Origin of the sequence: Methylobacterium sp. W2 (assembly GCF_020662345.1) — a bacterium.
GTDB lineage: Bacteria > Pseudomonadota > Alphaproteobacteria > Rhizobiales > Beijerinckiaceae > Methylobacterium.
In genome coordinates this window covers 1-22,812 of record NZ_VMOA01000006.1, presented here as the reverse complement: position 1 = coordinate 22,812, position 22,812 = coordinate 1, and the positions used below count along the sequence as shown (strand labels likewise).

Sequence of the window (22,812 nt, the reverse complement as noted above, 5' to 3'; positions counted from 1 at the left end):
TTCAGCCCAGCCGCGTGAGCAGGCGGTCGATCAACGGGTTGTCCGGGCCGAAAGCGTAGTCGATCCGCCTGACGCTGACCGCGCTCGCACCCGATTTCACGAGGTCGTCCACGAGGTCGAACGTGGCGTCCACCGGGCAGTGCAGCACGATCTCGGCGCTCCGGGTCTCCGGCATGCCGTAGGGCAGCTGCGCATCGTGCAGGGCGCTGATCCCGGCGAGATCGAGATCGCCGTCGGGCGGCATCGCCGCCCTGATCTCGCGGGTGAGCCGCGCACGCTCCTCCGCCGCGATCCGGCCGAGCACGGTGCGCAATGCCTTCTTCTGGGTTTGGCCCCAGGGCGCCGTCAGCGAGGCGACGAGATTGGCCTCCGAGCGCAGGATGATGCCGTCATCGAGGATCTTGAGGGCATTGGCGGCGAGCGTCGCCCCCGTGGTGGTGATGTCGACGATGATCTCCGCCGAACCCGAGGCGGGGGCGCCTTCCGTGGCGCCGAGGCTTTCCACGATGCGGTAATCGGCGACCCCGTGCTCGGCGAAGAACCGCCGGGTCAGGTTCACGTATTTCGTGGCGATGCGCAGGCGGCGCCCTTGGCGGACGCGGAGTTCGGCCGCGACCTCGTCGAGATCGGTCATGGCGCGGACGTCGATCCAGGCCTGCGGCACCGCGACGACGACGGTGGCCTGCCCGAAGCCGAGCGGCGTCAGCAGCTCGACCTGGCCCCGCGCGTCGGGAAGGCTCTCGCGGATCAGATCCTCGCCGGTGACGCCGAGATGGGCGCTGCCGCTGGCGAGCTGGTTGGCGATCTCGGAAGCCGAGAGATAGCGCACCTCCACATCCGGCACGCCGACGAGCTTGCCGCGATAGTCGCGCGCGCCCGCCCCCTGAGCGAGTTTCAGCCCTGCCCGTGCGAAGAAGGCGGAGGCGTTCTCCTGCAGACGCCCTTTCGAGGGCACGGCAAGGACGAGGGGGCCGTCGACCGCGCCTTGCGAAGCCTGGGGGGTCGGAACGGTGTCAGCCACGGGACGATCCTTCCGACGTGAGGACGCGGGACAGCCAGACGGCGCAGCCCACCGCCGGGATCGGCGTGGGACTGCCCAGATGCTGGAGCAACCCGTCGTAGCGGCCGCCGCCGACGAGGGGGGCGGCCCCTTGTCCCCGCGTCACCTCGAAGATGAAGCCGGTATAATAATCGAGGTTGCGGGCAAAGCTGCCCGAGAAGCGGAACCGCTCCACATCGAGACCGCGCGCGGCCATGAACCCGGTCCGCTCCTCGAACAGGGAGAGGGCGGCCTCCAGCGGCGCGTAGGTGACGCCCGCCGACGCGGCGAGTTCGCGCATGGACCGGGCGGCCTGATCCGGATCGCCCGTGATGGCGCGGTAGCGCTCGACGACGGCGCGGTTCTCGGCGTTGAGCCCGGCGCCGCCATTGGCCCGCGCCGAGGCCTTGGCGAGGAAGCGTTCCGCGATCTCGCCGGCGCTGCGCCCACCCACGCGGGAGATGCCGGCGATGGACAGCACGTCCTCGACGAAGGCGCGCACGCCCTTCGGATCCTGGCCCTGGATCGCGGCCAGCAGCCCGGCATGGGGGTCTTCGACGGTGGCCACTGAGGTGACGTCGTCCAGCGAGCGTCCCGCCGCGAGCGCCCGCAGGGTCCGCCGCTTGGCGGCGGGCGGTACGCTAAGTCCGTCGAGCAGCGCGTCGATGACGCCCATATCGCCGAGCCTCACCGAGACGTCTCCCGCTCCGAGGAGATCGAGGCCTTCGAGGGCGAGGCCGAGCATTTCCGCGTCCGCCGCCGGGATGTCGGTGCGGCCGATGGATTCGATGCCGGCCTGGAGGAACTCCTCCGCCTCGCCGGAGCCGAGCCGGAAGACCGGGCCGAGATAGCTGTAATCGGCGGTGGCGCCCACGCCCCGCGCCAGATGCTGGCGGCAGACCGGGATCGTAAATTCCGGACGCAGGCAGAGCTCCGCGCCGGACGCGTCCTGCGTCACGAAGATGCGCCGGCGGATGTCCTCGCCGGAGAGTTCGAGGAACGGCTCCACTGGCTGGAGCACGGCGGGGGTGACCGCGCCGTAGCCGGCTTGCGAGAAATGCGCGAGGAGCCGCGTTCCCTCATCCGCTCGCACGGTGTCGATCGGATCGACTGCCTCCGGTCTCGTCATGGTTCACCCGCCGCCTGATGCCGCGTCCTTTATCAACCGTATCAGGACTTGGCGACCACCCACGGAGCGGGAAGTCCGCCGACCTCCCATGCGGGCGGTGGCGGCGTCTCAGATCCAGCCCTGCAATTCGCGGCGGACCACGTTCTCGATCACCTTCATCCCGAGATCGCTGTCGTTGAGGCAGGGGATGTAGGCGAAGCGCTCGCCGCCATTGTCCTCGAAATAATGGCGGTTCTCGCCGTCGAGCTCTTCCAGGGTCTCGAGGCAGTCGGCGGTGAAGCCCGGCGCCACGATGGCCATGCGCTTGACGCCGGATTTCGCCAGGGCCTGCACAGTCTCGTCAGTATAGGGCTTGAGCCATTCCTCGTTGCCGAAGCGCGACTGGAACGTCGTGCGCATCCGCTCCGTCGAGAAGCCGAGGGCCTCGCGGATGAGGCGGCCCGTCTTCACGCACTGGCAATGGTAGGGGTCGCCCTTGAGGAGGTAGCTCTTCGGCACGCCGTGGAACGAGGTGAGGATGACCTCCGGCTCGAAATCGAGCTTGGCCAAACCCTCGCGGATCGAGGTGGCCATGGCGTCGATATAGACTGGATCGTCGTGATAGGGCGCCGAGACCCTGACGGTCGGCTGCCAGCGCATCTGCATCAGCGCCTTGAAGGCCTGGTCGCAGGCCGTGGCCGAGGTGGCGGCGGCATATTGCGGATAGAGCGGCACCAGGAGGATGCGGTCGCAGCCCTGGTCGAGGAGGGCCTGGATCCGCAGGGAGACCTCCGGCTTGCCGTAGCGCATGGCCCAGTCGACCACGACGGAATCACCCATCGCCGCCTGCAGGCGCTCGCACTGGCCCCGCGTGATGGTCTTGAGCGGACCCTCGTTGCGCTCGTTGTTCCAGACGGAGGCGTAGTCGCGGCCCTTCGGACCGGGGCGCTTCGTGAGGATGATGAGGTTGAGGATCGGCCACCAGATCAGGCGCGGCACCTCGATGACGCGGCGATCCGACAGGAACTCCTTGAGATAGCGGCGCATGGGCCAGTAGCTCGTGCCCTCCGGGGTGCCGAGGTTCATCAGGAGCACGCCGACCCGGCCCCAGCGCACGGGCGGGTGGTCGGAGGGCAGGCTGGCGGTCGCGGAGGAGCTGGTCTGCAACGGCTTGAGGTCCTTGAGGGACGTCGGTTCGACGCGTTCGTTCATCGGGTTCCCGAGCGCCCCGGCAGGGCGCGGTTTGTCAAAGCGGTCTTCGTGGCGCAGTTGTCTGACGCAGCATATCTATCTAGAGCACGAGGCCTGCCAGCGACCATCTCTTGCTTGAAGGCGCGACATGCCGTCTCCCCGGTACTTCTTCAACCACTTCATGCCGTTCACCGGCTACCCCTATAAGGGGGGACCGACGGTCTGCAATCTGTGCGGATCGGCCGAGACGGTGACGGTGGCCGAGACCGACCGGCGCCTGAAGACCCTGAAATCCGTCGCTTGCGTCCAGTGCGGCCTGATTCGCACCGACCCGATGCCGACGCCGGACGAGCTGGCGCATTATTACGCCCATGCCTACCGGGCCGATTACCAGCTCGCCTTCGCCGGCGGTCCGCCGCGCCACCACCTCAACCGTTCGGCCCGTGAAGCGACCTTTCGCGCCGACCTGCTGGCGCCGAAGCTGAAGCCCGGCGCGCGGGTTCTCGATTTCGGCTCCGGCTCCGGCGAGTTCCTGGCCGCGGCCCGCGCCAAGGGCTGCGAGGCCATCGGCATCGAGCCCGGCCGCGATTACGCCGCCTACGCCCGCGAGCATCACAAGGTCGAGGTCCTGGACGACGCCGACGACGGACGCTTCCCCGCCGGGCATTTCGACGTGATCTCGACCCATCACGTGTTCGAGCACCTGCGCGATCCGGCCGTGGTGATGGAGCGCCTGTCCCGCTGGCTGAAGCCCGATGGTGTCATCTACGCGGCGGTGCCCAACATGGCCGCCACCGGCAAGCCGCCGCACGAGCGTTTCCACTTCGCCCATGTCCACGGCTTCGTGCGCGAGACCTTCGACCTCAACGCCCGCCGCGCCGGCCTCGTGCCGCATCCCGATTACTGGCGCGAGGACACCACGGTGGTCTACCGCAAGACCGACGCTCCCGTGGGCGAACTCGCCAATCCGGGTCTCGCGGAACGTCTCGTCGTCGAGCTCAAGGGCACGCCGGCCGCCGCCTATCTCGTCTCCGGCGCCTGGATCTGGCCGATGCTCCGCCGCAACGCCAAGGCGGTGCGTGACGGTCTCGCATCGCGCTGAACTCCGCGTTCCGGCCTGACGCCGGGATCGGCTCGCCGCTGTTGCAGCGGCTTCATCGATCGCGTCCACACTGGGCTCTGGGCGGAATCTCCACCGCCCGGCCCTTCGGAGACCTCTCGCGATGCCTCGTCCTACCCGTCGTCAGACCCTGAGCCTCGGCCTCGGGGCGGGTCTCGCGGCAGGTCTGGCCGCACCCGCCGGTGCCGCGGCGATCGAGCCGACCTTCACGCTTCTTCTCGTCAACGACATTTACCTGATGTCGGAAGTGGATGGCCGCGGCGGATTTGCCCGTCTCAACGCGGTGGTGAAGGCCGAGCGCGCGCGCGGCGTGCCGATGCTCTACGCCCATGCCGGCGACACCCTGTCTCCTTCGCTGATGTCGGGGTTCGACCGCGGCGCGCATATCGTCGAGCTTCTCAACATGGCGCCGCCCGATGTGTTCGTGCCGGGCAACCACGAATTCGATTTCGGCCCCACCACCTTCGCCCAGCGCATGGGCGAGGCGGCCTTTCCGGTCTTTGCGGCGAACCTGCGTGGTGCGGACGGCAAGCCCCTCGCGGGCCTCCGCGACCGGATGATCGTGAGTCTGGGCGGGATCCAGGTCGGCCTCGTCGGCATTGCGTTGGCCAGCACGCCGGAGAAATCGCAATCCGGCGACCTCGTCTTCGGTCCCGAGATCGAGACGCTGCGCGCGGCGGCCCAAGCCCTCCGCGACGAGGGGGCCGAACTCATCGTCGGCATCTGCCACACGGCGCGGGTCACCGACGAGGCCATCGTGGCGGCGCGGATCGTCGACATCCTGCTCTCGGGCCACGACCACGACCTCATCGTGCAATATGACGGCCGCAGCCTCCTGGCGGAATCGAGCTTCGACGCCCGCTACGTCACCGCCATCGACATCGCCGTGACGGTGAAGGGAACCGGCAAGGCCCGGACCCTGTCCTGGCACCCGACCTTCCGCATCCACGACACCGCCGACGTCACGCCGGACCCCGAGACCCTCGCGCTGACGCAGCGGCTCGAAGCGCGGCTGGCGAAGGAACTCGACGTGCCGGTGGGGACGATCAGCGCGCCCCTCGACAGCCGCATCTCGACCGTGCGCCTGCGCGAAGGCAGCTTCGGCAACCTCGTCGGCGATGCGCTCCGCGCAGCGACGGGGGCCGAGATCGCCATCACCAATGGCGGCGGCATCCGCGGCAACCGGCTCTATCCGGCCGGTACCGTGCTGACCCGGCGCGACATCCTCACCGAACTGCCCTTCGGCAACACCACGGTTCTGGTCTCGCTAACGGGCGCTCAGGTGCGGGCCCTGCTGGAATCGGCTCTCGCCGATCTCGGCCGCCCGGCCGGCCGTTTCCCGCAGGTCTCGGGGCTCGTCGTCACCGTCGATCCGGGGGCGAATGCGGGACACCGTATCCAGTCCATCCTCGTGGACGGACAGCCCCTCGACGAGGCGCGCGCCTACACCGTGGCCTCCAACAACTTCCTCTACGATGGCGGCAACGGCTACGGCCTTCTGGCCGACGGACGCACCCTCATCGGCGCCACGGACGGCAAGCTCGTCGCCAACGAGGTCATGGCCTATATCGCCCGGCATGATCCTCTCTCCGTCCCCGATGGCGGTCGGATCGTGATCCGGTGACGGCGCGCGGCCCGCTATGCCTGGCCCTCGACGAGTTCCGTGCCTCGGGCTCGTCCTGGCTGACGTTGCCGTTCTTCTCCAATGGGGTGGCGGATGCCGTCTGCGCGCGGGTCGATGACCGGATTGCGCAAGGGGCGAGCGTCCTGCCCTCCCCCGATGCGGTCTTCCGCGCCCTCACCCTGACGCCGCTGGAGGATGTGAAGGCCGTCATCCTCGGGCAGGACCCCTACCCGACGCCGGGCGATGCCAACGGCCTCGCCTTCTCCTATGTCGGCCCCCGCCGGCTTCCCGCCTCCCTCAAGGTGGTCCTCGCCGAATTGCCGGATCGGCCGGCGAGCGGCGACCTCACGCCCTGGGCGAGACGGGGCGTGCTGCTCCTGAACTCGGCGCTCACCGTGGAGGCCGGCAAGTCCGGCGCGCATCTGCGCTACGGCTGGTCCGCCCTCACCGACGACGCCGTGAAGGCCGTTTCGGAACGCTCGACCCCCGCAATCTTCCTGCTCTGGGGCGCGCAGGCCCGGGCGCGGGCGGGACTGATCGACCGCGAAAGATGCGGGGTGATCGAGACCGGCCATCCCTCCCCGCTCAACCGCCTGCGGGATTTTGCCGGAACGCGCCCCTTCGATGAGGCCAATGCCTGGCTGGCGGGCTGGGGCCTTTCCCCCATCGACTGGTCGCTCGACTGATCCCTTCGGCCGACGCCGCGAATCGGTCGCTTTGACAGTGCGGCCCGGCGGTCTATCTCGATGGGGCAGCATAAGCGGAACTTAAGAAGCCGCGTCTGCCCCGAGATCACGTCGCCGAGGAAACGCCGTCCATGCTCCCCAGAACCGTTCTCGCCGGTGGCCTCGCCGCCGGTCTGCTCATGACCTCCCTGGCCGAGGCCCAGATCCGCAACGCGCCGCCACCCCGCGCGCTGGAATTCGCCGCCTACATCTTCGCCGCCGCCAATGTCTGCGGGTACCGGGTCGGCGTCGACCAGTTCGATGCGCTGCTGCAGAAGCAGGGCGTGAACGCCGCCGATGTCGGACCGCGCGGCCCCTTCGGCGGCAAGGTCCAGACCATCTTCGCGCTGATGTCGAACCAGATGCAGCTCAACCGCGAGCAGGCCTGCCTTGCCGTGGCCGGCGAATACGGCCCCGAGGGCAACGTCACCAAGAACGTGCTGCTGCCGGCCGCCATGGACGGCGCACCGGCCGAATCGACGCCGCCCGCCGAGGCCAAACCGGCCCAGTAACCCCGCCATTCCGCCCACGCATCGGGACACATTCGCGTTCCGGTGCGGGATCGCCTATATCGGACCGATTCCAAGTCCGAAGGTTGAGTGATCCATGGCGACGGCGTCGGTCGACACCGCCGGCCGCGACGAAAGCGTCGTGGCCGCAATCGAGAAGCTTCCCGAGTTCCAGCCGGACGCCGTTCCGCCGGGACGCTCGTCCCTCATCGGCCTGACCCGTGAGCAATTGAAGGAGCGGCTGGCCGCCATCGGCGTGTCGGAGCGCGAGCAGCGCATGCGCTCGGGCCAGCTCTGGCACTGGCTCAACGCGCGCGGCGCCACCGATTTCGACCAGATGACCAATGTCGGCAAGGGCCTGAAGGCCGAGCTGGCGCGGGCCTACACCCTGGAGCGGCCGGAGGTCGTCACCGAGCAGATTTCTCGCGATGGCACCCGCAAGTGGCTGCTGCGCATGGCGCCTACCGGCAAGCACGACCACAATCGTGGCGCCGAGATCGAGTGCGTCTACATTCCCGGTCGTGGCCGCGGCACCCTCTGCGTCTCGTCCCAGGTCGGCTGCACCCTCACCTGCAGCTTCTGCCATACTGGCACGCAGCGCCTGGTGCGCAACCTGACCGCCGCCGAGATCACCGCGCAGGTGGTGGTGGCCCGCGACCGGCTGAACGACTGGGTCGGCCAGAACCCGGTGGCCGCCGGCGAGGACGAGACCCGTCGGGCCGTCACCAACATCGTCTTCATGGGCATGGGCGAGCCCCTCTACAACATCGACAACGTCATCGATTCGGTGGGCGTGATGTCCGATCAGGAAGGCCTTGGCCTCTCCCGCCGGCGCATCACCGTGTCGACCTCCGGCGTCGTGCCGCAGATGCAGCGGCTCGGGGTCGAGGCCCATGCCATGCTGGCGATCTCGCTCCACGCGGTGCGGGACGACCTGCGCGACACCCTCGTGCCCCTGAACCGCAAATATCCCCTGGCCGAATTGCTGGCGGCCTGCCGCCACTATCCCGGCCTCAACAACGCCCGCCGCATCACCTTCGAATACGTGATGCTGAAGGGCGTCAACGATTCCGATGCGGATGCGCGCGAGCTGGTGCGGCTGCTCAAGGGCATCCCGGCCAAGATCAACCTGATCCCGTTCAACCCCTGGCCCGGCAGCATCTACGAATGCTCCGACTGGGAGCGGATCGAGCAATTCTCCGAGATCGTCTACGAGGCCGGCTACGCGTCGCCTGTGCGGACCCCGCGTGGCCGCGACATCCTCGCCGCCTGCGGCCAGCTCAAGAGCGAGACCGAGAAGCTGCGTGCCCGCGCCCGGATGATGCTGGAAGACGGGATCGGCGCTGAGGGCGTCTATGCCGGGGCCGATGACGACGAAGGCTGAGCGCGTCTCATGCGGTTCCTCGGCCGCCTGATCTGGACGGGCCTCGCCCTGTGCCTCGCGATTCCCTGCGGGGCTCTGGTGCTCGTTCTCGCCATTCTCCTTGATCCGGTCTCCAGCGAAGCGCTGACCCGGATCGGCCTGTTCGGCTTCCTGCAGGGCATGACCGACCTCGCCTCCGGGATCGGACCCGACGCGATCCTCGTCCTTGCCGCTGGCCTCGCCAGGGCCGGGTTCATCCTGCTGGTGCTGCCGCCCGTGGCCATGGCGCTCATCGGCGAGGCGATGAACCTGCGCAGGGCCACCGCCTATGCCATTGGCACGGGCCTCGCCACCGCCCTGGTACCCTGGCTGATGCGGGGTGGTTCCGGCTCTCTCGCCGCGCGAAACCTCGCCGTCGAGGGACGGGTGACGGCCCTGCTGTTTCTCGCCGGAGCGGCTGCCGGGCTGGTTTATGGCTGGATCGCCATTCGTGACCGGCCGGCAAGGGCCTGAACGGGCCTCGCTGCCGAACGTTGCCTGTCGTGAGCATCGGTTTTGGCACAGGATGCCGTGGGAGAGCCTTCGCATGACGGATTGGGCATGACCGGACGTCGTCTCAGCCTCGCCCTGGCGCTTCTCACGCTCCTGCCCGGACCGGCCCTCGCGCAGGCGGTTCCGGAACTGCCGCCGATCCCCTCCGACGATGCCCGCATCCTCCCCGTCCTCGGGATCCACGGCATGGTGTCCTCGCAGGACGCCCTGGCGACCCGCGTCGGTGTGGCGATCCTGAAGGGCGGGGGCAACGCCGTCGACGCCGCCGTGGCGGTGGGCTTCGCCCTCGCGGTGACGCTGCCGCAGGCGGGCAATCTCGGCGGCGGCGGGTTCATGCTCGTCCGTCTCGCCGGCACCGGCGAGACCGTGGCCATCGACTTTCGCGAGACGGCACCCGCCGCGGCGACGGCGGACATGTTCCTCGCCGCCGACGGGCAGCCCGACCGCGGCGCATCCATCCGCACCGGCAAGGCCGTCGGCGTTCCCGGCTCCGTGCGCGGATTGGCCGAAGCGCACCGCCTCTACGGCTCCGGCCGCTTCGCCCTCGCCGACCTCATCGCCCCGGCCCGGGCTTTGGCCAGGGACGGGATTCCCGTGGACGGCGGGCTCGCCGATTCGCTGCCCCGTGCCGCCGACCGCCTCGGGCGCTGGCCCTCGAGCCGGGCCGTGTTCTTCCGCGACGGCCGACCGCTCCAGCGGGGCGAGACCCTGGTCCAGGCCGATCTCGCCGCGACCCTCACGGCCATCGCCGAACACGGGCCCGACGCGTTCCATACCGGCCCGATTGCGGAGCGGATCGCGGCAGCGGCGAGACGCGTGGGCGGGGTGCTGACGCCCGCCGATCTCGCCGCCTATCGCCCCGCGATCCGCCAGCCCATTCGCGGGACCTACCGTGGCTACGAGATCGTCTCGATGCCGCCGCCGAGTTCGGGTGGCGTCCATCTCATCGAGATCCTGAACATCCTCGAAGGGTTCGATCTCGCCGCCATGGGTGCAGGCAGCGCCCAGGCGCTCCACACCCTCGCCGAGGCGATGAAACCGGCCTATGCGGACCGTGCCACCTGGCTCGGCGACCCGTCCCGCTCGCAGGTGCCGGTGCGCGGCCTCACCGCCAAGGCCTATGCCGAGACCCTGCGTGCCGCCATCGACCCCGCCCGCGCCCGTCCGGTTGAGGCGGTGAAGGCCGGCGACCCGCTGCCTTACGAATCCGATCAGACCACCCATTACTCGGTGGTGGACCGAGCCGGGAACGCCGTCTCCACCACCACGACCCTCAACTTCTCCTACGGGCTCGGCCTCGTGGCCGAGGGGACCGGCGTCCTCCTCAACAACGAGATGGACGATTTTTCCGCCAAGACCGGGAGCGTCAACGCCTATGGCCTCGTTGGCGGCCCGGCCAATGCGGTGGCGCCCGGCGCCCGGCCGCTCTCCTCGATGACCCCGGCCATCGTGCTCAAGGACGGACGCCTCGTCCTCGTCACCGGAAGTCCGGGCGGCAGCCGCATCATCTCCACGGTGCTGCAGGTGATCGTCAACGTCATCGATTTCCGCATGAACCTCGCCGAGGCCGTCACCGCCCCGCGCATCCATCACCAATGGCGGCCCGACATGCTGTTCGCAGAGGACGGGCTCTCGCCGGACACCCTCGCCTTGCTCCGGGCGAAGGGGCACGCGGTGCGGGTGGGGTCGAGTTCGGGCTCGGCCAATTCGGTGATGACGGGAGACGGGCTCGTGGCCGGGGCCGCCGACACGCGCCAGCGCGGAACCCTGGCCGAGGGCGACTAGGGCGGTTCGGGTCCGGCGGATGGTGCGGCGGGACTGCGCGCGCTACAGGAAGGGCATCATTCCGGGTTTCCGATGCACATCCTTCGCTCCATCGCCTTCAACATCGTCTTCTACCTCGCCACCGCCCTCATCGCGATCGGCGGCTTGCCGGCCCTCGTCTCGGAGCGGGCCTGCATCCGTGTCGCCCGGTTCTGGGCCAAGGTGAGCCTGTGGCTGCTGCGCGTGGTTGGGGGTGTGCGTGTCGAGTTCAGGGGGCTGCACCACCGCCCGCCCGGCGCGCTCCTGGTGGCGTCCAAGCATCAATCCGCCCTCGAGACCCTGGCCCTCGTCACCGCTTTCCCGGACTTCGCCTATATCCTCAAGCGCGAGCTGCTCTGGATCCCGCTCTTCGGCTGGTTCCTGTCCCGCTCCGGCATGGTCGCCATCGACCGCTCCAAGGGCACCCGTGCCATGGCGGCAATGAACGAGGCGGCGGCCCGCGCCATCCGCGACGGGCGCCAGCTCATCATCTTCCCCGAGGGAACCCGCAAGGCGCCGGGTTCGCCCCCCGCCTACAAGCTCGGCATCACCCATCTCTACGCGGCGCTCGGCGTGCCCTGCCTGCCCGTCGCCCTCAACAGCGGCCTCTACTGGCCCCGCCGCCAGCTGACCCGCCGCCCCGGCACCACGGTGATCGAGTTCCTCGCCCCCATTGCTCCCGGCCTCGACCGCACGGCGTTCCTGGAGGAGATGCAAACTCGGATCGAAGCCGCCTCCGACGTCCTCCTGGCGTCCGGCCGGGCGGATCTGGCGGCACGCGGGCATGCCGTGCCGGAGACCGGTGCCGTCGGAGAACAATCCAGGACCGCGTGAGCGCGTCATCTATCCACAGGCTGTGGATAAGCCGGTCGGAGGCTCCCTGCGGAGAGCGAAAGCGCGACTCTTGACGGAAGGAAATTGTTAAGATTACTCTGGAACAAAGAGCGAACGAAAAAGCCGTGTTCGTTCTCAGTCCGCAAGGCGCGGAACACGGCTTTCACCGACGTCCATCCTCTGATCCGGAGATCCATCCATGCGCGAAGTACGTCTCAGGACGACAGCCAGCCTGCGTGGAACTCCTGCCCTGGCGCTGAGCGCCTGGCGCGGCCGGTCCGGGCGTCGCTACGTCGTCGGCATCCATGAACTGGCCGAACTCGAACTCGACGACATGGGCGAGGCGGTGGTGATGGCCGTGCGGCGGGACTCCGCCGGGATCGGCGAACTCATCGCCGTGGCCACGGCCGGATCGAGCCCGCGCGAGCGGCTCACCCGCAACTGGATCGCCCGTGCGCGCCATGGCGGCGCTACGGAGATGCATGTCCACCGTCTGGCCGAGGACGAGGCTGAGCGGTGCGAGATCGTCGCCGATCTTCGTGTGGACCGGCCCATGGATCGGTCCATGGACCAGATCACGGGCGTTGCCGCCTGAATCGGCGAGCGGCCATGCTTTCGCCGCCTTGAGACCCGCCAAAGCTCACTCACGAAGGAACCCCCGTCGACGGCGGCGGGGCTTCGAGAGCGAGGCGAGCGGACGATGGCGCAGGCACCGGATTTGACGGCCAGGAAACGGCCATCGCGGACCGGCCTGTTCCTGCCCTACATCCTCCTCCTCGCCGTTATCCTGCTCTGGAGCGCGGGCTGGTTCTGGATTCGCGGCAAGGCCGGGTCCGAGATAGATGCCTGGATGGCCCGCGAGGCCTCGGCCGGGCGCAACTGGACCTGCGCCGATCGCTCCATCACCGGCTATCCCTTCCGGATCGAGCTGCGCTGCGCCTCCCTCGCCTTCTCGCGGGCGGACAGTCGCTTCACCCTCGGGCCTCTGACGGCGGTGGTCCAGGTCTATCAGCCGCGCCAGGGCATCCTGCAGGCGAGCGGACCGTTCCACGTGGAACAGGACGGCCTCGTCGCCGACGCCACCTGGACCTCGCTGGAAGGGAGCTTCCACGGCACCTCCGACGGGTTCACGCGGGCCTCCCTGGCGGTGGATGGACCGAACGTCAGCGTGACGAATGCCGGACCGCAGCCCATCGACGTGGCGGCGAAGCACTTGGAATTCCACGCCCGGCCCACCCCCGCCCGCTTCGCCACCGAGGGCGCCGTCGATACCAGCCTGCGGCTGACGCAGGCGAACGTGCCGTTGCTCGATCCCCTCCTCGGCAACACCGCCCCCATCGACATGGCGCTGGATGCCACGGTGAATCAGGCGGCCGTCATCCGGACGGGACAGGTGGCCCGTGAACTCGAAACCTGGCGCCGGGCCGGCGGCAGCCTCGACATCGCCCTGCTCTCCCTGGCCAAGGGCGACCGCCGCCTCCAGGCCCAGGGTAAGATCGCCCTCGACGACGAGCACCGCCCCGCCGGCCAGATCGATATCCGCGCCGCCGGGGTGGAGGCCCTGGTCGGGCAGATCATGGGCCAGCGTTTCGGGGCGGAGAAGGGGGCCCTGATCGGAGGGCTCGTCGGCAAGCTGCTCGGTGGCGCGAGCCGTCGCCAGGAAACCGAGCCGGCCGCTGCGCCGGCGGCGGCGGGAGATCCGTCCCTCAAGGCGATGCCACCCCTGCGCCTCGCCGATGGCCGGCTGATGCTCGGCCCGTTCCCGATCCCCAACGTCCAGGTGCCGCCGCTGTACTGAGAGGCCGTTCGACAGATTCCGCCTGGTGTGGAGGAGGTCATCATCCCAGCCACGACCTCATCCTGAGGTGCGGCGACAGCCGCCTCGAAGGAGGCTTCCAGAACCCGCTGCGCGAACTGGAGCCCTCCTTCGAGGCCTCCGCTTCGCCTCGTCACCTCAGGATGAGGTGGTGGGTGAGAGACGGGTAGCGCTTGCCTCGGCCGGATGAACCCTACCGTTCGTTGACCGGTTCGTCCTTCGCCTGTTCAGGCGGGGTGCGGCTGCGGCCGAAATCCGCCTCTGCCGTCTCCTGCCCCAGGGCGACGATGCCCCGGCGGATGGCGCGGGTGCGGGTGAACAGATCGAACAGCGCGTCGCCGTCGCCCCAGCGGATGGCGCGGGCCAGTGCTGCCAGATCCTCGTTGAAGCGGCCGAGCATCTCCAACACCGCGTCCTTGTTGGTAAGGAACACGTCCCGCCACATGGTCGGGTCGGAGGCGGCGATGCGGGTGAAATCGCGAAATCCGCCGGCCGAGAACTTGATGACCTCCGATTGCGTCACCGCTTCGAGATCGGCGGCGGTGCCGACGATGTTGTAGGCGATGAGGTGCGGCACGTGGCTGGTGATGGCGAGCACGAGGTCGTGATGCTCCGGCGTCATGCTCTCGACGATGGCGCCGAGTCCCTCCCAGAAGGCCTGGACCCGCGCGGTGGCGGCCTCGTCGGTGCCCTCCGGCGGGGTGAGGATGCACCAGCGGCCCGAGAACAGGGTCGAGAAGCCGGCATCGGGGCCGGAATACTCGGTGCCCGCCACGGGATGGGCCGGGACGAAATGGACGCCGTCGGGCAGATGCGGCGCGACGGCGGCGACCACCGATGCCTTCACTGAACCGACATCGGATACGATGGCACCGGGTTTCAGATGCGGCGCCATGGCCTCGGCGACGGCACCGACCGCGCCCACGGGCACGCACAGGATGACGAGGTCGGCGCCAGCGACGCCCTCAGTCTCGCCCGTCGCCTCGTCGGCGAGGCCGAGGGCCTGCACACGCTCGATCACCGCCGGGTCGCGGTCGATGGCGACGATGTTCCGCGCCAGCCCGTATTGCCGCGCGCCCCGCGCGATGGAGGAGCCGATCAGCCCGAGGCCGACGATGGCGAGACGCTGGCAGACGGCTTTCGCCTCAGGCACGGATGCCGTCCTTCACGAAGGCGGTGAGCGCCGTGACGAAGGTCCGGTTGGCCTCTTCGCCGCCGATGGTGACGCGCAACGCGTCCGGCAGCCCGTAGGACGTGACCCGCCGCACGATCACGCCGCGCGCGGCGAGATAGGCGTCGGCCTCGGCCGCGCTGCGATTCGGCTCGTCGGGAAAGTGGACGAGGATGAAGTTCGCCACACTCGGCGTGACCACCAGGCCGAGGGAGGAGACGACCTCCGTCGTCCAGGCGAGCCACGTCTCGTTATGGGCGACCGCCGCCGCCACATGGGCCTCGTCGGCGATGGCGGCTGCCCCGGCCGCGATGGCGCTGCTTGACAGGTTGAACGGCCCGCGGATGCGGTTGACCGCGTCGACCACCTCGGGCGGACCCACCATCCAGCCGATCCGCAGGGCCGCCAGGCCGTGGATCTTCGAGAAGGTGCGGGTCATCACCACGTTCTCGGATTCGAGGACGAGTTCGAGGCCGGCGCTGTAATCGTTGGTCCGCACGTACTCGGCATAGGCCCCGTCGAGGACGAGGAGGACGTTCGGCGGCAGGCCCGCATGCAGGCGCCGGATCTCGGCGAAGGGCAGGTAGGTGCCGGTCGGGTTGTTGGGGTTGGCGAGGTAGACGATCCTCGTGCGCGGTGTGACGGCGGCGAGGATCGCGTCGACATCGGCGTGCAGATCGCGCTCGGGCACCACCACGGGGGTGCCGCCGGCGGCCAGGATGGCGATGCGGTAGACCAGGAAGCCGTGCTCGGTGAAGATCCCCTCGTCGCCCTCCGAGAGATAGGCGTAGGCGAGGAAGGACAGGAGCTCGTCCGACCCGGCGCCGCAGACGATGCGGGCGGGATCGAGCCCGTAGCGGAAGCCGATGGCCTCGCGCAGGCGTGTCGAATTGCCGTCCGGATAGAGGGCGAGGTGGAAGGCCTCGTCGCGCATGGCCTCGATGGCCAGGGGGCTCGGGCCCAGCGGCGTCTCGTTGGAGGAGAGCTTATGGACCTTCACCGCGCCGGGGGCGCCGCTCTTGCCGGGCACATAGGCCTCGATGGCGAGGATTCCGGGGCGGGGAACGGGACGGGACACGGGGGAAGCGAAGGACATGAGCGCGGGCCGGCTGGAGTTCAGGCTGCCCCTCTAGCGCAGCTTGCCCGCCTTGACGAGAGAACCGGCCGCTCTGGCCGTCGCCGTCACACCCGGAAACGGGCGGCGTGGCTGCCGATCTCGTCGAGGCGTTCCACGCTCGCGCCGGCCCGTTCCAGGGTCTCCCGCAATTGCCGGCCGCCGACCCCGCCCGGCACCGCGAGGAGAAGGCGGTGACCGTCCGCTGCCGCCGCGCGCGCCACCACCTCACCGTAGAGGTCCTGCAGGGCACGGGCGCTCTCGGGCGACCAGTTCCCGAGCCGGGCCGCGTGGAGCACCCAGTCGCGCTGGGCGGCGGCCGGATCGTCGAGGGGGTTGGCGACCACGAAGACCGGCGTACCGGCGGGATGGGTCGGCCGCTCGATGAAGGGCAGTCGCGCGATCACCTTGGGCCGACCCTCGCCGACGAGACCTTCCCACCACGGCGCCTCCGGGCTCGGCGGCGCTGCGCCGTCGGGGTCGAGGCGGAAGATACCGAGATCGCCGCGCGAGGCGGCCACGGCCTCGATCACCGCAGCGCAGGTGGGGTGCGGCCGGTAGGGCACCGTGAAGCCGAAATGGAATCGGGCCGAGTCGCGCATCGGGGCGTCGCCGCCGGACACGTCGGCATGGACGCTGAACGGGGCCTGGACCCAGGTGAAGGTGGCGATGATGACGCGCCATATCCCCTCCACGGTGTCGAGGGGGAGGAGCCCGCGATGGCGCTCGGCCACGCGCCGCATCATCGAAGCCTCGCGGCCGGGCCGGAAGGCCGAGCCGCTGGCCGAGGTACGCTTGACCGCGATGAGCCGGTCGATGATCGAGCCGCGCTGGATCAGCAGGGCATGCATCTCCGCGTCGATCCGGTCGATCTCGGCCCGCAACTCGGCGAGGTTGTCGAGGGGCGGTGCGGGTCTCGTGGTGAAGCGCATGCGGGCTGTCGCGTCCGGCGGCGGGTGTGAGGATGGCCGTTCCCGCATGAAGGGTCCGGCGTATCGTGTCTACGTTTCCCGAAGCCCGAGGGCCAGAGCGCTGGTCGTGACCTTCTCGCGAGCGGCCCCTTTCGTTGACGCCCGTGCATGCGCACATTACGCCCACATGTCGTCCGGCTGGGCCGGGCATCGATGGGGATGGACCTTCGCGCGACGCGTCGATGGGGTGGCAACCGGCCGCCCCTCTCGCATCACCGCGGAAGCGAATCGGCGAACAACGCGCGAAGACGCCTGATGACCATGTCGCTCGACAGTCTCGCAAGGCCCGACGAGGGGAACCTCCGCCAGGACGGCATCCCGACGGATGCGCCGCCCTCCCTCGATCCGCGAAGCCCGGTGGCGTTGTTCGGCCTCGATGAACCGCTCGCGATGGATGCCGGCGTCGATCTCGCGCCGTTCCGGATCGCCTACCAGACCGCCGGCACCCTCAACGCGGACCGGTCGAACGCGGTGCTGATCTGCCATGCGCTCACCGGGGACCAGCATTTCGCCCATACCCATCCGGTGACGGGCAAGCGGGGCTGGTGGGAGACCCTGGTGGGACCGGGCAAGCCCATCGATACCGACCGTTACTTCGTGATCTGCTCGAACGTGATCGGCTCCTGTATGGGCTCCACGGGTCCGGCCTCCACCGATCCCGCCACGGGCAAGCCCTACGGCCTCGCCTTTCCCCTGGTGACCATCCGCGACATGGTGCGGGGCCAGGCGATGCTCCTCGACCGGCTCGGCATCCGCGACCTGTTCCTCTGTGTGGGCGGATCCATGGGCGGCATGCAGGTGCTGCAATGGGCGGCGCTCTATCCCGACCGGGTCTTTGCCGCGATGCCCATCGCCACGGGCGCCCGGCACTCGGCCCAGAACATCGCCTTCCACGAGGTCGGCCGCCAGGCGATCATGGCCGACCCGGCCTGGGCGGAAGGGCGCTACCTGGAGGTCGGGACTCGGCCCGCCAAGGGCCTCGGCGTGGCGCGGATGGGCGCGCACATCACCTATCTGTCGGAGCCGGCCCTGCATCGCAAGTTCGGCCGCCGCTTCCAGGGCGGCCATGCTCCGACCTTCTCGTTCAACGCCGATTTCCAGATCGAGAGCTACCTGCGCCACCAGGGCCTCAGCTTCGTCGAGCGGTTCGACGCCAACGCCTATCTCTACCTCACCCGCGCCATGGATTACTTCGACCTCGCGGCCGACCATGGCGGGGTGCTCGCCAACGCCTTCCGCAACACCAGAACACGGTTCTGCGTGATGTCCTTCACCTCCGACTGGCTGTTTCCCACCGCCGATTCCCGCGCCATCGTGCATGCGCTGAACGCGGCCTCGGCACCGGTCGCCTTCGTCGAGATCGAGAGCGACAAGGGCCACGACGCTTTCCTCCTCGACGAGCCGGTGATGTTCAACGCCGCCAAGGGCTTCGTCGATGCCGCAGCGCGGGCGAGGGGCTTGTGACGTCGGTGAGTCGCGTCGCCCCCGCCCCCTGGAGCACGACCGATACGCTGCCGCGCAGCGATGGCGCCCGCGTCGACCATCTCGTGGTCCTCGGCCTCGTCCCGCCGAGCGCTCGCGTCCTCGATATCGGCTGCGGCGACGGAACCCTGCTTGCGCTGCTGCGTGACCGGCGCGGCGTCGACGGGCGTGGCATCGAACTCTCCCGCGAAGGCGTCAATGCCTGCCTCGCGCGCGGCCTGCCGGTGATCCAGGGCGATGCCGACACCGATCTCGCCAATTATCCCGACGACGCCTTCGACGTGGTGGTCCTGTCCCAGACGATCCAGGCGACCCGCAACCCGCGCATCGTGCTGGAACACCTGCTCCGCATCGGCCGGCAGGTGGTGATCTCGTTTCCGAATTTCGGCCATTGGCGCGTCCGCTCGGAACTGGCCTTCCGGGGTCGGATGCCGGTGACCGAACTGATGCCGGAGGAGTGGTACGAGACCCAGAACATCCACCATTGCACCATCCGCGACTTCGTCGGCCTGTGCCGGACCGTGGGGGCGGAGATCGAGAAGGCCACGGCGCTCGACGCGCGCGGCCGGCCGATGCGGATCTCCATGCCGTGGTGGGTCTGGAACCTGTTCGGCGCGCAAGGGGTGTTTCTCTTGCGGCGCGGCGACGGATCGCCGTCCGACGCCGCATAGGGCGATCCGGGCGATCATATCCTCGTCCTGCGAAGTCGGTGCCCGGCATGCGGCAATCTCCACCGATGGCCTGCGCGGGCCGCATCCGGCATGAGGAGCGGCCGATGGCGCAGGAGGAGACAGCTATTGAGAACCGGGGATCGAGACCGGGCAAACGGGGAAGAGCCGCGTTCGCCGACGATCGCGCATCTGCAGCAGGCATCGAGCGGCCGGTCCTTTGCCCTGCAGCTGCTCATCGTCCTGGTCCTGCTCGCCACTGCGCAGGCCTATGACGGATCGATCCACGGGCTGGGGCACTGGATCGTGCTGTCGGCCTATGCCGGAGCCTCGATCCTCCTGGCCGTGGTCAGTCTGCGGACGGCGCCGGGTGCGGGCATCCCCGCGAAGCCGAGCCGGGAGTGGCTGAGCTGGGGCTCGACCCTGCTGAATGCCAGCGTCGCGATCTACGTCCTCATCGAGCACATGTTTCTGGGCGCCGCCGATACGGAAGAGGCCGCGGCGGCGGCCAGCCGGCTCCCCGCCTTCCTGATCCTGCTGCAGACCGCGCTGACCATGCGCGTCTGGCACACCTGCCTCTTTGCCGGTCTGGTGACGGCGGGGTGGGGCGGGGCCATCCTGTTCGTTTATCTCTCGCCCGAGAGCCATCATCTCGGGCCTCACGTTACCCTCGACGAAGAGGTGCCGGGACTTCTCACCTTCATGGTGGCCAGCCTCGTGGTCCTCGACGGAGTGCGGCGACTGACCTGGGCGGTGGCGGCGACGTTCCGGCTGGAGCGGGAGCGCCTGATCCTCACCCGCTTCGTGCCGGCCGCCGTCGCCGAGGATCTGGCGCAGGGCGGCGGTCCGGGCGAGGTCCAGGAGCGTCATGCCTGCCTGTTCGCCCTCGACATCCGCGGGTTCTCGGCGCTGACGCGGACGCGGCCTCCCCAGCAGGTGGTGGAGGTCCTCATGGAGATGCGCGCCCTGACGCACCGGGCCGTGACGGAACGCGGCGGCATCATCGACAAATACATCGGCGATGGGGTGCTGGCGCAGTTCCTCGTCGGCCCGCCCAATGCGCAGGCGCGCGCGGCCCTCACCTGTGCCGAGGCGGTCCAGCTGCGGCTGGCCGCCCTCAACCAACGCCTCGCGGAGAAAGGCCTCCCCTCGCTGCGCGTCACCATCGCGCTGCATGCCGGCGACGTCCTCGTCGGTGTGTTCGACGACGGCCACCGCGCCGAATTCACCGTCCTCGGTCCGGCGATGAACACCCTCGCGCGCATCGAGGCGCGGGCCAAGGCCGTAGACCTCCCGATCGCCATCTCGGAGGATTTTCGCGATCTCCTTGCCGGCTCCGGAGCGAGCGGCCTCAACTGGATCTCGGCCGGGACGGTGAGCGAAGCCTCGGGGCCTCGGCTCTACGCGGTCGCGCGCTGAGGCGTATCCGGGGCCCGACGCCATCGGCAGGCTTGCCCCTTAATCCCGCATGGTTCGTGTGCGGTGACACGTCATGACGGAAAAAGACTTCCTATATCAGGTTCATACAGAGTGAAGCAGGCCAAACATCTGGTCTGCACTGTAAAGGAACTTATTGAACGCTATGATGAACCGTATCGCCGCCGTCGCTACCGCTCTTGTGCTTGGCGCCGCTTCGATCTCTTCTGCAACGGCGTTCGAGCGCCCCTCGCGCTACACCGCTTTCTCGCCCTACGACGTCACCGAGACAGGCTCCCTCAGGGAGGTTAGCCGCCCGCCGGCTTATCTCGGCTGCCCGATGAGCTCGGCCGCCGAAGGCAACGCCAACCAGCCGAATTTCCCGGTCCAGCAGTACGGTCAGACCTCCGGCGGAAACCGCTGCTGATCCTTTGAGACGAGAGGGACGAACATGGTTCTGAAGGGCTTTTCCTACGCCATGATCGGTGCCTTCGCGGGCGGCCTGATCTGGACGATCGTCGGCTCCGCGAGTGTCCTTCTGGCCTCGTAGGTCGGACGTTCACCGAGACCGGAACGCTGTGCGGCGGGGCGAGAGCCCCGCCGTTTCCATGTCAGGGATCGCGCCGGATCTCCAGGGTGGCGACCTCGTAGGTGATTGCCGCTCCCCCCGTCTCGAACTGTCTGATCACCGTGCGCAAGGCGCCGGGGGAGAGGGGACGGACGGCGCCCGGCGTTCCCGCCCCGATGGCGCGGAGCGATCGGAGGAAGGCCCGGCCGTCGGCATGCTCCTCGACGACCGGTTCCAGGGACAGGCTGCTCGTGCAGCCGGCGAATCGAAGCCGGGCCAGGGCCTCCGCCGTCGGATAGGACGGTGTGGCCGGGTGATGGCCGACGGCGTCATGCGCCTCATGCCATTCGCGGAAGGTGCCCGAGGCCAGGGTCGTCACCACGAGGAACCCGCCGGGCGCCAGCAGACCGGCAAGGCGGCCGAGCGCGCCCTCCAGATCCTCGAACCATTGCGCCGCCAGGCTCGAACAGATCAGGTCGAAGCCCGGCGCCAGGCAGGGCCGCTCGCCGTCCATGACGAGGAACGCCAGGTCGGATCGGTGCTTCAATCGCTCGCGCCCCCGCCGGATCATGGCGGGGGCCAGATCCGAGGCGACCATCAGGCCGGGCGTCACATGATCGAGGACGGCCCGCGTGAGGAAGCCGGTGCCGCAGCCGATCTCGAGGATCCGCGGCGCCGGGGGAAGGGGCAGGGCGGCGATGCGTTGCGCCAGCCGCCCGGCGACCGCCGCCTGGATGATTCCGGCGGCATCGTAATTGTCCGCCCCGTCGAAGGCCCGGGCCACAGCCTGTTTCCAGGGACGCATCGGTGCCGTCGGCGGGATCATCGGTGAGGCTGCGATAGACCGGGCGGGGGGCGCGCTCAAGCGTTCCGGCGCCACTTGCCGTCCCGCCGAGAAAGACGGAAGCGTCGACTGTCCACACTCCTCAACAGGTGGGCGATCGCTCCGCATCGTTGACGAACGCTTTACGAAAAGCTGCCCATTGTTCCGATATGTGGCGTAGCGTACTCGCGTTTTCCGTTCTCGGCCTCATCGGCGCAGGTCTCACCGGCTGTGGACGCAGCCCGTTCGAGAGCCGCGAGGCCTGGCGCGACCAGACCGAACAGGCCTGCAACGCCAAGCGGCTGGTGGACACCACCGAGTTCGTGACGCCGGTGAAGGAGATCAACGGTCCCGGCGTCTGCGGCATGCTGCAGCCTTACCGCATCACCCGTCTCGGCAAGGGCTCGGTCGTCCTGAAACAGCGGATGACGCTGGCCTGCCCGGCCCTGGCCGAGGCCGAGGCCTGGCTGGCGGACACGATCCAGCCCGCCGCCAACCTGTATTTCGGCCAGCCCGTGGCCGAGATCAACGCGGGCTCCTATGCCTGCCGCGGTCGCAACAACCAGGCCGGCGCCAAGCTCTCCGAACATTCCTTCGGCAATGCCGTCGACATCATGTCGTTCAAGCTCGCCGACGGCTACGTTATTACCGTGAAGGGTGGCTGGCGTGGCACCGAGGCCGAGCAGGGTTTTCTGCGCGAAGTCTTCGTGGGGGCCTGCGCACGCTTCTCCACCGTGCTCGCCCCCGGCTCCAACGTGTTCCACTACGATCATATCCACGTGGATCTCGCCCGCCACGACCCGCGCGGCCTCAGGCGCATCTGCCAGCCGCTGCTGAAATTCACGCCGCAACTCGGCGCCGACGGCGTGCCCCGGCCGATCTCGCGTCCGCGCCCGGTGGAGCGCCAGCCCGCCC

At 69.1% G+C, this 22,812-nt stretch carries 22 protein-coding genes; 15 read left to right on the top strand and 7 right to left on the bottom strand.

Features of this window, described 5'->3' with window-relative positions; translation table 11 throughout:
* Position 1: 1 nt before the first annotated feature.
* The 3 genes from hisG to hemH all read right to left on the bottom strand — a co-directional run bounded on the left by hisG (position 2) and on the right by hemH (position 3,359).
* Positions 2 to 1,021, bottom strand: a complete 1,020-nt coding sequence (hisG, locus tag FPV16_RS04725) for an ATP phosphoribosyltransferase (RefSeq protein WP_227436527.1) — start codon at positions 1,019 to 1,021, stop codon at positions 2 to 4.
* Positions 1,014 to 2,168 (bottom strand): ATP phosphoribosyltransferase regulatory subunit, encoded by a 1,155-nt coding sequence (locus FPV16_RS04720; protein ID WP_227436526.1) that lies wholly within the window; start codon positions 2,166 to 2,168, stop codon positions 1,014 to 1,016. Before FPV16_RS04720 ends, hisG begins: the two co-directional genes overlap by 8 nt.
* 108 nt (positions 2,169 to 2,276) lie before the next feature.
* Positions 2,277 to 3,359: a ferrochelatase gene (gene hemH, locus FPV16_RS04715; protein WP_227436523.1), complete on the bottom strand. Its 1,083-nt coding sequence runs from the start codon at positions 3,357 to 3,359 to the stop codon at positions 2,277 to 2,279.
* Between the two features lie 127 nt (positions 3,360 to 3,486).
* Here hemH and FPV16_RS04710 point away from each other — a divergent pair, with 127 nt between their 5' ends.
* The 10 genes from FPV16_RS04710 to FPV16_RS04665 all read left to right on the top strand — a co-directional run bounded on the left by FPV16_RS04710 (position 3,487) and on the right by FPV16_RS04665 (position 13,666).
* Complete coding sequence (locus FPV16_RS04710; RefSeq protein WP_227436521.1) at positions 3,487 to 4,440, top strand: class I SAM-dependent methyltransferase; 954 nt, start codon at positions 3,487 to 3,489, stop codon at positions 4,438 to 4,440.
* A gap of 121 nt (positions 4,441 to 4,561) precedes the next feature.
* On the top strand, positions 4,562 to 6,082 hold the full coding sequence (locus FPV16_RS04705; RefSeq protein ID WP_227436519.1) for a bifunctional metallophosphatase/5'-nucleotidase: 1,521 nt from the start codon (positions 4,562 to 4,564) through the stop codon (positions 6,080 to 6,082).
* On the top strand, positions 6,079 to 6,768 hold the full coding sequence (locus FPV16_RS04700) for a uracil-DNA glycosylase (RefSeq protein WP_227436518.1): 690 nt from the start codon (positions 6,079 to 6,081) through the stop codon (positions 6,766 to 6,768). Before FPV16_RS04705 ends, FPV16_RS04700 begins: the two co-directional genes overlap by 4 nt.
* 131 nt (positions 6,769 to 6,899) lie before the next feature.
* A complete protein-coding gene (locus FPV16_RS04695) occupies positions 6,900 to 7,319 on the top strand; it encodes a hypothetical protein (RefSeq protein WP_227436515.1) in 420 nt (139 codons plus the stop codon).
* Positions 7,320 to 7,413: 94 nt separating this feature from the next.
* Positions 7,414 to 8,700, top strand: a complete 1,287-nt coding sequence (rlmN, locus tag FPV16_RS04690) for a 23S rRNA (adenine(2503)-C(2))-methyltransferase RlmN (RefSeq protein WP_227436514.1) — start codon at positions 7,414 to 7,416, stop codon at positions 8,698 to 8,700.
* Between the two features lie 9 nt (positions 8,701 to 8,709).
* Positions 8,710 to 9,192 (top strand): hypothetical protein, encoded by a 483-nt coding sequence (locus FPV16_RS04685; RefSeq protein ID WP_227436512.1) that lies wholly within the window; start codon positions 8,710 to 8,712, stop codon positions 9,190 to 9,192.
* An 87-nt stretch (positions 9,193 to 9,279) separates the two neighbouring features.
* Entirely contained in the window at positions 9,280 to 11,016 is a 1,737-nt protein-coding gene (ggt, locus tag FPV16_RS04680; RefSeq protein ID WP_227436510.1) for a gamma-glutamyltransferase, read from the top strand.
* Positions 11,017 to 11,088: 72 nt separating this feature from the next.
* Entirely contained in the window at positions 11,089 to 11,868 is a 780-nt protein-coding gene (locus FPV16_RS04675; RefSeq protein WP_227436508.1) for a lysophospholipid acyltransferase family protein, read from the top strand.
* Positions 11,869 to 12,067: 199 nt separating this feature from the next.
* On the top strand, positions 12,068 to 12,463 hold the full coding sequence (locus tag FPV16_RS04670; protein WP_227436506.1) for a hypothetical protein: 396 nt from the start codon (positions 12,068 to 12,070) through the stop codon (positions 12,461 to 12,463).
* 105 nt (positions 12,464 to 12,568) lie between these two features.
* Complete coding sequence (locus FPV16_RS04665) at positions 12,569 to 13,666, top strand: DUF2125 domain-containing protein (protein ID WP_227436504.1); 1,098 nt, start codon at positions 12,569 to 12,571, stop codon at positions 13,664 to 13,666.
* 211 nt (positions 13,667 to 13,877) lie between these two features.
* On the opposite strand, the gene FPV16_RS04660 is transcribed toward FPV16_RS04665, so the two are convergent.
* The 3 genes from FPV16_RS04660 to FPV16_RS04650 form a co-directional block, all read right to left on the bottom strand.
* Positions 13,878 to 14,837, bottom strand: a complete 960-nt coding sequence (locus FPV16_RS04660; protein ID WP_227436502.1) for a prephenate/arogenate dehydrogenase family protein — start codon at positions 14,835 to 14,837, stop codon at positions 13,878 to 13,880.
* Positions 14,830 to 15,951 carry a pyridoxal phosphate-dependent aminotransferase gene (locus FPV16_RS04655; protein WP_227436500.1) on the bottom strand — a complete coding sequence of 374 codons (1,122 nt, stop codon included), beginning with the start codon at positions 15,949 to 15,951 and terminating at the stop codon, positions 14,830 to 14,832. Before FPV16_RS04655 ends, FPV16_RS04660 begins: the two co-directional genes overlap by 8 nt.
* 86 nt (positions 15,952 to 16,037) lie before the next feature.
* Positions 16,038 to 16,901: a chorismate mutase gene (locus tag FPV16_RS04650; RefSeq protein WP_227436498.1), complete on the bottom strand. Its 864-nt coding sequence runs from the start codon at positions 16,899 to 16,901 to the stop codon at positions 16,038 to 16,040.
* 429 nt (positions 16,902 to 17,330) lie between these two features.
* Here FPV16_RS04650 and metX point away from each other — a divergent pair, with 429 nt between their 5' ends.
* The 4 genes from metX (at position 17,331) to FPV16_RS04630 (ending at position 20,933) form a co-directional block, all read left to right on the top strand.
* Complete coding sequence (gene metX, locus FPV16_RS04645; RefSeq protein ID WP_413629190.1) at positions 17,331 to 18,404, top strand: homoserine O-acetyltransferase MetX; 1,074 nt, start codon at positions 17,331 to 17,333, stop codon at positions 18,402 to 18,404.
* Entirely contained in the window at positions 18,401 to 19,093 is a 693-nt protein-coding gene (gene metW, locus FPV16_RS04640) for a methionine biosynthesis protein MetW (protein ID WP_413629179.1), read from the top strand. Before metX ends, metW begins: the two co-directional genes overlap by 4 nt.
* Positions 19,094 to 19,219: 126 nt before the next feature.
* Complete coding sequence (locus FPV16_RS04635; RefSeq protein ID WP_227436493.1) at positions 19,220 to 20,509, top strand: adenylate/guanylate cyclase domain-containing protein; 1,290 nt, start codon at positions 19,220 to 19,222, stop codon at positions 20,507 to 20,509.
* Between the two features lie 163 nt (positions 20,510 to 20,672).
* Complete coding sequence (locus FPV16_RS04630) at positions 20,673 to 20,933, top strand: hypothetical protein (protein WP_227436491.1); 261 nt, start codon at positions 20,673 to 20,675, stop codon at positions 20,931 to 20,933.
* Between the two features lie 184 nt (positions 20,934 to 21,117).
* Here FPV16_RS04630 and FPV16_RS04625 read toward each other — a convergent pair whose 3' ends face one another.
* Positions 21,118 to 21,879 carry a methyltransferase gene (locus FPV16_RS04625; RefSeq protein ID WP_227436489.1) on the bottom strand — a complete coding sequence of 254 codons (762 nt, stop codon included), beginning with the start codon at positions 21,877 to 21,879 and terminating at the stop codon, positions 21,118 to 21,120.
* Positions 21,880 to 22,067: 188 nt separating this feature from the next.
* On the opposite strand from FPV16_RS04625, the gene FPV16_RS04620 reads away from it, so the two are divergent.
* Positions 22,068 to 22,812 (top strand): extensin family protein (locus tag FPV16_RS04620; protein WP_227436487.1); only part of this gene is annotated, 745 nt, incomplete at its 3' end.

Coding starts and splice junctions, on each gene's coding strand:
- FPV16_RS04675 (WP_227436508.1), top strand. CDS start 11,089: ATGCACATCCTTCGCTCCATCGCCTTCAACATCGTCTTCTACCTCGCC.
- FPV16_RS04670 (WP_227436506.1), top strand. CDS start 12,068: ATGCGCGAAGTACGTCTCAGGACGACAGCCAGCCTGCGTGGAACTCCT.
- FPV16_RS04630 (WP_227436491.1), top strand. CDS start 20,673: ATGATGAACCGTATCGCCGCCGTCGCTACCGCTCTTGTGCTTGGCGCC.
- FPV16_RS04655 (WP_227436500.1), bottom strand. CDS start 15,951: ATGTCCTTCGCTTCCCCCGTGTCCCGTCCCGTTCCCCGCCCCGGAATC.
- FPV16_RS04705 (WP_227436519.1), top strand. CDS start 4,562: ATGCCTCGTCCTACCCGTCGTCAGACCCTGAGCCTCGGCCTCGGGGCG.
- FPV16_RS04625 (WP_227436489.1), bottom strand. CDS start 21,879: ATGCGTCCCTGGAAACAGGCTGTGGCCCGGGCCTTCGACGGGGCGGAC.
- FPV16_RS04720 (WP_227436526.1), bottom strand. CDS start 2,168: ATGACGAGACCGGAGGCAGTCGATCCGATCGACACCGTGCGAGCGGAT.
- metX (WP_413629190.1), top strand. CDS start 17,331: ATGGATGCCGGCGTCGATCTCGCGCCGTTCCGGATCGCCTACCAGACC.
- ggt (WP_227436510.1), top strand. CDS start 9,280: ATGACCGGACGTCGTCTCAGCCTCGCCCTGGCGCTTCTCACGCTCCTG.
- FPV16_RS04710 (WP_227436521.1), top strand. CDS start 3,487: ATGCCGTCTCCCCGGTACTTCTTCAACCACTTCATGCCGTTCACCGGC.
- FPV16_RS04695 (WP_227436515.1), top strand. CDS start 6,900: ATGCTCCCCAGAACCGTTCTCGCCGGTGGCCTCGCCGCCGGTCTGCTC.
- FPV16_RS04665 (WP_227436504.1), top strand. CDS start 12,569: ATGGCGCAGGCACCGGATTTGACGGCCAGGAAACGGCCATCGCGGACC.
- FPV16_RS04650 (WP_227436498.1), bottom strand. CDS start 16,901: ATGCGCTTCACCACGAGACCCGCACCGCCCCTCGACAACCTCGCCGAG.
- hemH (WP_227436523.1), bottom strand. CDS start 3,359: ATGAACGAACGCGTCGAACCGACGTCCCTCAAGGACCTCAAGCCGTTG.
- rlmN (WP_227436514.1), top strand. CDS start 7,414: ATGGCGACGGCGTCGGTCGACACCGCCGGCCGCGACGAAAGCGTCGTG.
- FPV16_RS04685 (WP_227436512.1), top strand. CDS start 8,710: ATGCGGTTCCTCGGCCGCCTGATCTGGACGGGCCTCGCCCTGTGCCTC.